At 56.9% G+C, this 12384-nt stretch carries 7 protein-coding genes, 1 other RNA gene and 1 pseudogene; 8 read left to right on the top strand and 1 reads right to left on the bottom strand.

Features of this window, described 5'->3' with window-relative positions; translation table 11 throughout:
* Positions 1-16 precede the first annotated feature (16 nt).
* Positions 17-784, bottom strand: coding sequence for an FCD domain-containing protein (locus ACVWXD_RS29245; RefSeq protein ID WP_032884703.1), 768 nt, complete (start codon positions 782-784; stop codon positions 17-19).
* 261 nt (positions 785-1045) lie between these two features.
* Here ACVWXD_RS29245 and ACVWXD_RS29240 point away from each other — a divergent pair, with 261 nt between their 5' ends.
* From ACVWXD_RS29240 to ACVWXD_RS29205, 8 genes and pseudogenes are all read left to right on the top strand, one after another.
* Positions 1046-2740, top strand: coding sequence for a lactate permease LctP family transporter (locus ACVWXD_RS29240; protein WP_032884701.1), 1695 nt, complete (start codon positions 1046-1048; stop codon positions 2738-2740).
* Positions 2741-2846: 106 nt separating this feature from the next.
* Positions 2847-5657: an FAD-binding and (Fe-S)-binding domain-containing protein gene (locus ACVWXD_RS29235; RefSeq protein WP_286818378.1), complete on the top strand. Its 2811-nt coding sequence runs from the start codon at positions 2847-2849 to the stop codon at positions 5655-5657.
* Between the two features lie 135 nt (positions 5658-5792).
* The gene (locus tag ACVWXD_RS29230) at positions 5793-6074 is read left to right on the top strand and encodes a hypothetical protein (RefSeq protein WP_260367930.1); all 282 of its coding nucleotides are present in this window, start codon (positions 5793-5795) and stop codon (positions 6072-6074) included.
* Between the two features lie 94 nt (positions 6075-6168).
* Positions 6169-6565, top strand: a transfer-messenger RNA (tmRNA) gene (ssrA, locus tag ACVWXD_RS29225).
* 1317 nt (positions 6566-7882) lie between these two features.
* Positions 7883-8815 carry a chemotaxis protein CheV gene (locus ACVWXD_RS29220; protein ID WP_032884688.1) on the top strand — a complete coding sequence of 311 codons (933 nt, stop codon included), beginning with the start codon at positions 7883-7885 and terminating at the stop codon, positions 8813-8815.
* A gap of 75 nt (positions 8816-8890) precedes the next feature.
* Positions 8891-10006, top strand: a complete 1116-nt coding sequence (locus ACVWXD_RS29215; RefSeq protein ID WP_260367953.1) for an HD-GYP domain-containing protein — start codon at positions 8891-8893, stop codon at positions 10004-10006.
* A gap of 132 nt (positions 10007-10138) precedes the next feature.
* Positions 10139-11401, top strand: a pseudogene (locus tag ACVWXD_RS29210) (PDC sensor domain-containing protein); the annotation flags it as partial.
* Positions 11396-12301 carry a methyl-accepting chemotaxis protein gene (locus tag ACVWXD_RS29205; protein WP_371260674.1) on the top strand — a complete coding sequence of 302 codons (906 nt, stop codon included), beginning with the start codon at positions 11396-11398 and terminating at the stop codon, positions 12299-12301. The pseudogene ACVWXD_RS29210 and the gene ACVWXD_RS29205, both read left to right, overlap by 6 nt.
* The last annotated feature ends 83 nt before the right edge of the window (positions 12302-12384 follow it).

Below are 12384 nucleotides of genomic sequence, written 5' to 3'. Positions count from 1 at the left end.
GGAATAAATCCCCCGGCTACATCCCTTTACGACGCTCCGCTCGCGCCACGCGCTGAACCTCCTGACGCACTTCCGCCAACACTTCCTGCACGTATTCCAAATGACGCGTTGAGACTTCTCGCGCCTGCTCTGCCCGCCCCTCAATAATTGCCAGGTACAACTCCCGATGCTGACTGATCAGCATGTCGCGAGTTTCCGTACGCTGCTGATACATGCCGCCAATATTGGTCACCACGTTACGCTTGAGCAGGTCGAACAGGCCGCGAATGGTGTGCAGCAACACGGCGTTATGACTGGCCTCCGCAATGGCCAGATGAAATCTTGCATCCGCAGCACCCTCCTCGACCCGACTCACTTCATCAACGCGGCCATAGCAATCCTGCAGCGCCTCGAATGCAGCGGTCAGCCGCTCGCGATCGACCTCGGTGGCACGCAACGCAGCGTAATAAGCACAGGATGCTTCGAGGGTCTGGCGGAACTCCAGCAGGTCGCGCTGCGCCTCGGGGTTGTTTTCCAACAGGTGTAGCAACGGATCACTGAACGTCGAGCCCAGTGACTCGGCAACATAATTGCCTCCGCCCTGCCGACTCACCAACAACCCCTTGGCCGCCAGTTTCTGAATGGCCTCCCGCAGCGACGGACGCGACACGCCAAACCGCTCAGCCAAAGCGCGCTCAGCCGGCAAGCGCTCACCCGACTTCAGCGTGCCCTCAAGGATCATCCCCTCAAGCTGCTCGACAATATCGTCAGACAAACGGCGCTGACGCACCTGATCAAACCCCATAACTCACTCTCCACCATCCCGACCACTCGCCGGGCCCTCTATTCTGGCCTATCGCCGCCCTTCCAGCACCTATCAGAACAGCTTCGATTCAACCGATCAGATGGTCTTACCCAATGACCCACGACCAAAGTTTCGCGAGCGGCAAATTGACACATCCCCTGAAGGCTTTTAACCTACCCTCCAGCGATTGCGAATTGGTAATACCAATTATCCAGATCGACTAAAAAGTGCCTGACCAACAACAATTAGGGGCCACCCCATATGCAAACCTGGCAACAGCTTTACAGCCCGCTCGGCAGCCTCGGCCTGTCCGCATTGGCCGCCGTTATTCCGATCGTATTTTTCTTCCTGGCCCTGGCCGTGTTTCGCCTCAAAGGCCACGTGGCCGGCAGCATCACGTTGGCGCTGTCGATACTGGTGGCAATCTTTGCCTTTCAGATGCCAGTAGATATGGCGCTGGCCGCTGCTGGCTACGGCTTCGCCTACGGTCTTTGGCCTATTGCCTGGATCATTGTCGCGGCGGTGTTTCTCTACAAACTAACGGTCAAGAGTGGCCAGTTCGAGATCATCCGCAGCTCGGTGCTGTCGATCACCGATGACCAACGCTTACAGGTGCTGCTGATCGGTTTCTGCTTTGGCGCCTTCCTGGAGGGCGCTGCCGGTTTCGGTGCCCCCGTGGCAATTACCGCCGCATTGCTGGTAGGTCTGGGGTTCAACCCGCTGTACGCAGCCGGCTTGTGCCTGATTGCCAACACCGCGCCCGTTGCCTTTGGCGCCCTGGGGATTCCGATCATTGTTGCCGGGCAAGTGACCGGTATCGATGCCTTCAAGATCGGCGCCATGACCGGACGCCAGCTGCCCCTGTTGTCGCTGTTCGTGCCGTTCTGGCTGGTATTTATGATGGATGGCCTGCGCGGTGTGCGCGAAACCTGGCCGGCTGCGCTGGTCGCTGGCTTGAGCTTTGCCATCACTCAATACTTCACGTCCAACTTCATCGGCCCGGAACTGCCGGACATCACCTCGGCTTTGGCCAGCCTGATTTCCCTGACCCTGTTCCTGAAAGTCTGGCAGCCCAAGCGCACCGCAGGCGCGCAGATTGCGGGCGCAACCTCCGGCGTAGCCATTACCGCCAGCGTTGGCGGCTTCGGCTTGCCACGCAGCACCGTCGCCTCGCCTTATAGCCTGGGGCAGATCTTCAAGGCTTGGTCGCCATTCCTGATCCTCACCGTGCTGGTCACTATCTGGACGCTCAAACCGTTCAAGGCGATGTTCGCCGCCGGCGGCTCTATGTACAGCTGGGTATTCAACTTCGCGATCCCACACCTGGACCAACTGGTGGTCAAGGTCGCACCCATCGTGACCAACCCGACTGCCATTCCAGCGGTATTCAAGCTGGACCCAATTTCAGCCACTGGTACAGCGATTTTCTTCTCCGCACTGATTTCGATGCTAGTACTGAAGATCAACATCAAGATTGGTCTTACCACTTTAAAAGAGACGTTCTACGAACTGCGCTGGCCAATCTTGTCGATCGGCATGGTGTTGGCCTTTGCCTTCGTCACCAACTACTCCGGCATGTCGTCGACCATGGCGCTGGTATTGGCTGGTACCGGTGCAGCCTTCCCGTTCTTCTCGCCGTTCCTTGGCTGGCTGGGCGTTTTCCTGACGGGCTCCGACACTTCGTCCAACGCCCTGTTCAGCTCGCTGCAAGCCACTACAGCGCACCAGATCGGCGTCAACGACACCCTATTGGTAGCCGCGAACACCAGCGGCGGCGTCACCGGCAAAATGATCTCGCCGCAATCGATCGCAGTGGCCTGCGCCGCAACCGGCCTGGTGGGCAAGGAATCCGATCTGTTCCGCTTCACCCTCAAGCACAGCCTCTTCTTCGCCACAATCGTCGGGCTGATCACGCTGGCTCAGGCCTACTGGTTTACCGGCATGCTGGTGCACTAAAGCCACAAGCAATAGGGTAATAGCCGACGCCGGGCGGTAACCTCGGCGTCGGCATTGCGCATTCGTGTCAATACGGCGCCCTGGGGGTGCTGATCCTGGAGGCCCCATGAGTCTGCCTGCCGCTTTCTTAGCTGACGTCGCACAGCTGATCCCAAAAGATCGGCGTTTCGACGATCCACTTTCCACCCTCGCATTCGGCACCGACGCCAGTTTTTACAGATTGGTCCCACAACTAGTGATCCGCGTGGAGTCGGAAGGTGAAGTGGTAGCTCTGCTGCAACTGGCCCAGCGTGAGCGCGTGCCGGTGACCTTCCGCGCGGCCGGCACCAGTTTGTCCGGTCAAGCGATCAGCGACTCCGTACTGATCGTGTTGGGAGACAATTGGAACGGCCGCGAGATTCGCGGGCACGGGACTCAGATCCGCCTGCAACCCGGCGTAATCGGTGCCCAGGCCAACGCCTGGCTGGCGCCGTTCGGGCGCAAGATCGGCCCGGATCCCGCATCGATCAATGCCTGCAAGATCGGCGGAATCGTCGCCAACAATGCCAGCGGCATGTGCTGCGGCACCGCGCAAAATACCTATCACACCTTGGCTGGCATTCGTCTGGTGCTGGCCGACGGCAGTTGCCTGGACACCGAAGATGCGGCCAGCGTCAGCGCCTTTCGTGAGCGGCACGGCGCGCTGCTTGAACGCCTGGCGACACTGGGTCGCGAGACGCGGGCAAACGCCGAACTCGCCGCGAAAATCCGCCACAAATATCGTCTGAAAAACACCACAGGACTGTCACTCAATGCCCTGGTGGATTTCGATGAACCACTGGATATTCTTAGCCATCTGCTGGTCGGCTCCGAGGGGACGCTGGGCTTTATAAGCGCAGTGACCTACGACACCGTGATCGATCATCCCAACAAAGCCTCGGCATTGATTGTGTTCCCCAATGTGGAGACGTGCTGCAACGCAGTAACCGTGTTGAAAACCCAGCCGGTCTCAGCCGTAGAGCTGCTGGATCGACGTAGCATGCGTTCGGTCCAGAACAAACCCGGCATGCCCGCCTTCGTACAACACCTGTCGGAAAATGCCTGCGCGCTGCTCATCGAATCCCGCGCGGCATCACCTTCTTTGCTGCATGAGCAAATGGCGCTGATCATGGCGTCCCTGGCCGTTTTCCCCGTCGAGAAACAGGTCGATTTCACCGAAGACCCTGTAGAAAACGCCCGACTCTGGGCGATTCGCAAGGACACCTTTCCTGCCGTCGGCGCTGTGCGCAAAACCGGCACCACGGTGATCATCGAAGACGTAACCTTTCCCGTCGAGCAACTCGCCATCGGCGTAAACCGTCTGATCGAACTGTTCGACAAACATCACTACGACGAAGCCATCCTTTTCGGACACGCCCTGGAAGGCAATCTGCACTTTGTGTTCACCCAAGGCTTCAACAGCGCCGAAGAAGTCACACGCTACCAAGCGTTCATGGATGACGTGGCGCAACTGGTGGCCGTCGAGTTCGGCGGGTCACTGAAAGCCGAGCACGGTACCGGACGCAATATGGCGCCATTCGTCGAGTTGGAATGGGGCAGCGATGCCTACCAACTGATGTGGCAGCTCAAGCGCCTGCTCGACCCCAACGGCATTCTCAACCCCGACGTAGTGCTCAGCAACGACCCGCAGATTCACCTCAAGCACCTCAAACCACTGCCTGCAGCCGACGAGCTTGTGGATAAGTGCATCGAGTGCGGCTTCTGCGAGCCTGTGTGCCCCTCAAAAGGCCTGACGTTGAGCCCACGCCAGCGCATCGTGATCTGGCGCGACATTCAGGCGAAGAAACGCGCCGGCGTCGACACCACCGAACTGGAAGCCGCCTACCACTACCAAGGCATCGACACCTGCGCAGCCACCGGGCTATGCGCCCAGCGCTGCCCTGTGGGAATCAATACCGGCGACTTGGTGAAAAAGCTGCGCAGTCGTGACGCCGACCGTACGAAAACAGCCGAATGGCTTGCCACCCATTTCGCCACCGCACTGCGCGGTGCGCGCTTTACCCTGCATGTCGCCAATGGTGCTCGCATGCTGCTCGGCGCTCCTCGCCTGGCGAAGCTGTCTGCCACCGTGACCAAGCTGTCCAAGGGACAAATTCCGCAGTGGAGCAGCGCTATGCCACAGCCGGAAAAGGCGATTCGTTTCAGCCCGGCTGTGACGGATGAGCGGCCTCGAGTGGTCTACCTGGCGGCGTGCGTCTCACGCGCCATGGGCCCGGCGTTCGGCGATAAAGAGCAGATGTCGCTGTACGACAAAACCCGGGGCCTGCTGGAAAAGGCTGGCTACCAGGTCGTCTTTCCCGACAACCAAGACAGCCTGTGCTGCGGCCAGCCGTTCGCGTCCAAAGGCTATGCCGAACAGGCAGAGCACAAGCGCCAGGAGTTGATCGGCGCCCTGCTCCACGCCAGCCGCGGCGGCCTCGATCCGATCTATTGCGACACCAGCCCGTGCACCCTACGTCTGGTGCAAGACCTGGGCGAAACCCGCCTGGACCTCTACGACCCAGTACGCTTTATCCGCACGCACCTGATGGACCGCCTTGATTTCATGCCGCAGGAAGCACCGATCGCCGTACACGTCACCTGCAGTACCCAACACCTGGGAGAAAGCCAGGCGCTGATCGACCTAGCCCGTCGCTGCGCCAAAACCGTCGTGATTCCAGAAGGCATCCACTGCTGCGGGTTTGCCGGCGACAAAGGCTTCACCACGCCAGAACTCAATGCCCACTCACTGCGCACCCTCAAGGATGCCGTGCAATATTGCAGCGAAGGCATCTCCACCAGCCGCACCTGCGAAATCGGCTTGAGCCAGCATGGCGGCATTGATTATCACGGGCTGGTGTACCTCGTGGACCGAGTAACCGAGGCCCGCGCCCAATAATCCTGCAAAAAAACAGAACCCCTGCACGCCAGCGTAGTCACTTGAATAGGCCTCGACGAACGAGGCCAATCAGTGATGTCGCTGGCAGCGCTTGAAGGCCAGCAGCGTCGAGCCCTTTGCGCAAGGAGATACCCTATGAAGCGTTCCGCTCTTGCTGGCTTGTTCGTTACCGCTGCGATGCTGGCGTCCCCGGTCTTCGCGGCCGACAGTGAAAAAGACCTGTGCCAGATCAATATAGACAAAATTAACAACGCCAAAGCGACACTCGCCACCGACACCACCGGCAAGAGTGGGGAAATAGACACGGTTGTCTCCCAAGCCAAGGCATTTCACGCATCTGGCGATGATAAGCAGTGCATCGAAGTCACCAGCAAAACCCTGCAAGACCTGCAAAACAGCAACAAAGGCGGCAAGTAAGCAGTAAGGCCAACCTTCGGGTTGGCCTTCGGTGACCGTATGGCGTACACTGCACAGGCTTGTCACTCACTATGAAACAACGAGTTACAAGCACGGGGCCGTTTAGGATTCGACGCCGGTCGCGAAACTTTAGGTGCATGCCGAGTTGGTAACAGAACTCGTAAATCCACTGTTGCAACTACTTATAGTTGCCAATGACGAAAACTACGGCCAGGAATTCGCTATCGCTGCGTAAGCAGCCTTAGACCTGAGCTTCTGGTACCTTCGGGTCCAGCAATCACCAGGGGATGTCTGTAAACCCAAAGTGATTGTCATATAGAACAGAATCGCCGTGCAGTACGTTGTGGACGAAGCGGCTAAAACTTACACAACTCGCCCAAAGCACCCTGCCAGTCGGGTCGCTGAGGGTTAACTTAATAGACACGGCTAAGCATGTAGTACCGACAGCGGAGTACTGGCGGACGGGGGTTCAAATCCCCCCGGCTCCACCACTTCATCATCTAAAGACGTCCACGGACGTCTTTTTTTGTGCCTGAAATCCACTGAGCTCAAGCATTACAGCACTTGCGACACCCACCCAATACCCACTCCGCAAGCTGCAGCGTTCAATTTCCCACAGATCATTCGATCCATACGGGTACCGGTGAACACAGCTACGCCTTTCCCCCGTTAACCCTCCACAACAACTCCACAAACCCGTAGATCTTTTACGCCTATCAGACGGTGCCATACCCGTCCCAAAGCAACGTTCTCTCTGAACTGGCTCTTTGGCCCATACAAAACGGTGCCAGCCCCCCAAATCACCTTCGATTGGACCCGTGAATATGATTTCGTATGAAGCACCAACGGTGACGTGGTCCCGGCGTTGTGGCTCGAAGCCTCGGAAGACATCCCCGGCGACCTGACGGATAAGAACGTCAGTCAATATGCCGTCGTTTTGTACCCCCGAGTAAATAGAAAGCGACCGGTTCGCTCATCATCCATACCGTACCGGACAAACGCCTTGCAGTTGGTATGAGAGTGAGGGCTGCGCGGCCTTCTTAATGGATCCCGGTCTAAATCTCACCCGTCAGTTACCTCCCGCTCCGACTTACTGCATCGCAGCCGTTTCGGAAATAGGCGGACGAACCATCCGTGACGTCACTTCCGTCAACCGAGCCAACAAGTGATGCCCCCTGACAATATTTACGCGCTGCCTATGCACTGGGGCTGAGTCACCACCGGGTGACTGTCTAAGAGAAGAAAGGGCTGGCCGGTAGACCTTTCCACGCAATGGAGGTGTTGGAAAATACGCCTTGTGGCCGCTGTGCGTGGGGCATTTTCGGATTCGCCGGGCTCGTTGATTATTGGTCTGGCAACCCGCGTACGGTCGCCACTTCTTTCGTTTAGGAGCGATGCATGGCGACTCCATCAATCAAGGAGGTTGCGCCATGAAAAAATCTCCCCTATCCCCTTAATCCCCATTCCCCCCTCCCCTCACTAAACACCATGACCACCAGCCAGCCCTTCGAACTCGACAGTACTCACCGCCACACGCCGCCAGCCGAAAGCTGGACGTGGAACGCATAAGGCGCCGTAACTTTGCTGCATCCTGGCTTCTAATCTTAATCATTCTCAACACTTAAACTAGCAAGTTAGCCAACTAACTAATTTCAAACATCCACTTGAGTAGCTCATCATCCGCTTGGCTATCGCTTTAACGATTAACCTAAAATGTATTTCGCTTTCACATATATTTTACATTCCCCTACATATGATAATGTCATTACGACATCAACGCTGTTCCAACCAGAATCAAAGGGGTGTGTATGGCAGGTGTAATGGCATCCGTTAACAGCCGTACACAACTGGTCGGTCAGAACAGACTGGAATTATTGCTATTCCGCTTTAACGACCAACAGCTGTATGGCATTAACGTCTTTAAAGTCAGAGAAGTTATTCGCTGCCCCAAGCTATCTCTACTACCAAAGTCTAATAACAACATTTGTGGCGTTGCGAATATCCGTGGTGCTTGCATCCCCATTCTAGACCTTGCAATGGCTACCGGGCTGCCTGGCATCACGGATAAAGAAAGCGCCTTTATCATACTTACGGAGTACAACAACCGAGTTCAAGGTTTCTTGGTGTATGCAGTTGAACACATCGTTAACTTGAACTGGGAAGACATTCATCCGCCTCCCAAGGGCAGCGGTGACAACAATTACCTGACAGCGGTTACCCGTACCGATGATCGTCTGGTTGAAATCATCGATGTAGAAAAGGTGCTGACGGAAATCTCGCCCTCGTCCGAGGAAATTTCGATTGGTGTGGTGGATGACGCGGTCAATCAACAGGCTCGACACCTGCGAGTGCTGACCGTGGATGACTCGATGGTTGCGCGTAAACAGGTGACCCGCTGCCTGGAGACAGTGGGTGTCGAGGTCGTCGCCTTGAACGATGGTCGCCAGGCGCTGGATTACCTTCGGGCCATGCTTGACGAGGGGCGCAACCCGGATGAGGAGTTTCTGATGATGATTTCAGATATCGAAATGCCGGAAATGGACGGTTATACGCTGACCGCCGAAATCCGCAGCGACCCACGCATGGCCAAGTTGCATATCGTGCTGCACACGTCCCTATCGGGCGGTTTCAACCAGGCCATGGTCAAGAAAGTCGGGGCCGATGACTTCCTCGCGAAGTTTCGCCCGGATGACCTGGCAGGTCGTGTAGTCGCACGTATCAAGGCCGTGAGCCCTACCTGAAAGGCAAAACGACACTGCTCAAGCCAAGGAGGCTGATGAACAACGTATAAAAAGACCATCAACAGAGGGCATACCATGTTGAAGTGCAATGAACTCGATCTTCAGGCGCCTGATGGCGAGGCAAAGCCATTCTGGCGGGGCGGTGAGCCGTCGCAGGCACCGTGCGCCTTGGGCTGCGGCGCTCAACCGGCCGCTACGGCCCAAGCGGCTGCGCCAGCCGTCCCAGCCATCCCCACATCCATGCAAAACGAATTAGTCGCCGCACAGGAAATCTGTAGTCGCGCTAAAACCGCCGTTGTCGAGATGTTCGGCCATGCCCGCATGGGCCGGGCCCTGGAGCTTGAGCACATCAGTGCATTGGTGGACGACATTTCGAGCTCTATCGCCCGCCACCCTAATGCCTTTATCAGCCTGGCACGCCTGAAAAGCATCGACGACTACACCTACATGCATTCAGTCGCCGTGTGTGCGTTGATGATTGCCCTCGGCAATCAATTGGGCCTCTCTACCGCACTGATTCGTCGCGTCGGTATGGCCGGGCTGTTGCACGACATCGGCAAAATGGCCATACCGGGCGCCATTCTCAACAAGCCTGGCCGGTTGAGCACTGACGAATTGCAGTTGGTGCGTACCCATCCACTGGAAGGGGAAAAAACCCTGCAAGCGACCTCGCAGATGTGCGAAATGGTCGTGGATGTATGCCTGCATCACCACGAAAAAGTCGACGGCACCGGCTACCCCCATCAGTTGGTAGGGGACCAGATCAGTCTGGTGGCTCGGATGGCTGCGGTGTGCGATGTCTACGACGCAATCACCTCGGACCGCTCCTACAACCAGGGCTGGGACCCCGCCGTCGCCATCCAGCAAATGTCCACATGGGAAGGGCATTTTGATGACGAGGTATTCCGCGCGTTTTTAAAGTCCGTGGGTATTTACCCGGTCGGTTCTATCGTTCAATTGAAAAGTGGCAGTATCGGTGTAGTGATAGAACAACATCCCGAGTCGTTACTGACACCAAAAATCAAAGTGTTCTTTCTGCCCGTTCTAAATATTTATGTAACGCCGAAAATAATAGACCTGAGTGATCCCGAACAACCCGACCGAATTGTCGCGCGGGTACCGCCCCAGCGTTACGGTTTTAAAAACACCGAACGTTTATGGCTCGACGAAGAGATGCCCAAAGAGCATTAAGTAACTCCAAGCGCTGTACAGCATGTCCATGCCTAAGCAGCCAATGATAAAACACCGTGCCTTGTGCAAAAGAAGTACCGAAATGTCGACATTCGATGATGTTGACGACTATTAGCATGGGCAGGAAATATCATGAAATTCAACTCATTGCAGACTCGAATTTGCTTCACTGCCGGACTCTGCCTGTTTATCTCGTGTGCGAGCCTGGTCTCATATGGCCTTTATTCTTCAAGCGCCAATCAAGCGTATGTCGGCACTGAAGTTTCAGCCCTGATTGAAAGCGCCACTATCCGCGAAGTGCAAAACCTGGCTGAGTCGCGTGCCAATGCCATCCAGGCAAAACTGCAGAACGCCTTGGATTCGGCACGCACAATGGCCAATACGCTGGGAGCGAGTAAAAGTGCGCAGAGCCCACTGACCCTCAGCCGTGAGCAGATCAATACGATGCTGCTCAGCGTGCTCAAGGACAACCCCGACTTCAACGGCACGTATTCATGCTGGGAACCGGATGCGCTGGACGGCCAGGACCAAGCCTTTCGTATCAATGAGGGCGGTAACAACCCGTTGACGGGTCGCTTCACTCCCTATTGGACACGCAGTTCAGATGGCCATATCGCCGTGCAACCGCTGGTTGAGTACGACTCCGATGCCCGCCACCCCAATGGCGTGTTGAAGGGCGGCTGGTACTCAGGCCCACGGGACACCCAGAAAGAAAGCGTGCTGGACCCACTTCCCTACGTGGTGCAAGGCAAAAATGTGTGGCTGACCACGCTATCGGTACCTATCACTGCCAATGGCAAGTTCTACGGCGTGGTCGGGGCTGACTTCGATATCTCATTTATCCAGAAACTCAGCGAGCAAATGTCCGCAGACCTGTATGGCGGCAAAGGCTCCGTGTCGATCCTGAGCAATCAAGGGCTCGTGGTGGCTGACAGTAAACGCCCGGAATTCATTGGCCAGTCACTGAAAGGCTTGTTGCCAGGCACTTGGGAAAAGGTGTTGGCGAATGTGCAAAAAGGCCAGGGAGACAGCCGGCTCAATCAGGACTCCCAGGAAATCGAAGTACAGATGCCGATCAATCTGGGGCGCACCGGCAAGCCGTGGGCGATTTTGATCCATCTGCCCAAGGCGGTGGTCATGAGCCAGGCCTTGGCCCTGGAGCAGGAACTGCAGTCACGCGGCGTCAAGAGCAGCATCTGGCAGGTCTCGGTCGGCGTAGGTGTCTCCTTGCTGGCATTGCTGGCGCTGTGGTTTGCCACAGCGAAAATCGTCGGCCCGATTCGTGAAGCTGCCGCTCTGGCCGCGAATATCAGCCTGGGTGATTTCTCTCGCCGGCTGGTGCAGAAATCTGATGACGAAGTCGGCCAATTGTCCTTTGCCTTGAACGATATGTCGGAAAGCCTGCAACGCCAGGTGCGTGTGGCCGAGCGTATTTCCGAAGGGGACCTGGATTTGGAAGTGCGCCTGTCCTCCCCCAACGACACCCTCGGCAAATCGTTGGAAAAAATGGTCGGTAACCTGAACACCCTCATTTCCCAAGTGCAGGCCAGCGCCACGCAAATCACCGGCAGTTCCGCGCAGGTCACCGAGTTGAGCCAGTCGCTGTCCGACGGCGCGTCCAATTCTGCATCGTCCATCACCGAAATCAGTGCCGTGATGACCCAGATGGCAGCGCAGACTACCGACAACGCCGCCAATGCGAAGAAGGCAGACGAGCAATCCCAAGCCTCGCGCGCCGACGCCGGGGAAAGTGACAAGTTGATGAGTGAATTGATCGCGGCCATGGCGGAAATCGACAATTCGGGCAAAGACATCACCGCGATTATCACCACCATCGACAACATCGCCGCTCAAACCAACCTGCTGGCGTTGAACGCAGCTATCGAGGCCGCACGCGCCGGCGAACTGGGGCGTGGTTTTGCGGTAGTCGCCGACGAAGTCAGAAGCCTCGCCGCCCGCAGCGCCGAAGCCGCCCAGCAAACCGCCGCGTTGATTGCCGACTCCTCGACCAAAACGCAACGCGGCATGATCATCGCCGGCCGCACCGCCGACTCGTTGAGAAATATCGTCACTGGCACCAGCACGGTTTCCAGCCTGGTGTCGTTGATCTACCAAGCCTCCAGCGAACAGGCTTCCGGCCTGCAACAGGCGAGCATCGGCCTGGAGCAGATCGACGAAGTCACCCAGCAGAACCAGGCAAACTCCCAGCAATGCGCAGTGGCGGCCAAGAACCTGTCGGAACGGGCCAACTCCATGCAACAGGGCCTGAGTCGCTTCAAAGTCAAAGCCTCGTAATGCCTCACGCGAAGCCAGGGGGTCGTCAACCTCCTGGCCCAGCGACATAACCCACGCCCATTCATGAAATATTAAGAATCACC

The organism is Pseudomonas sp. TE3911 (genome assembly GCF_054062775.1).
This window is presented reverse-complemented; position numbering and strand designations above follow the sequence as displayed.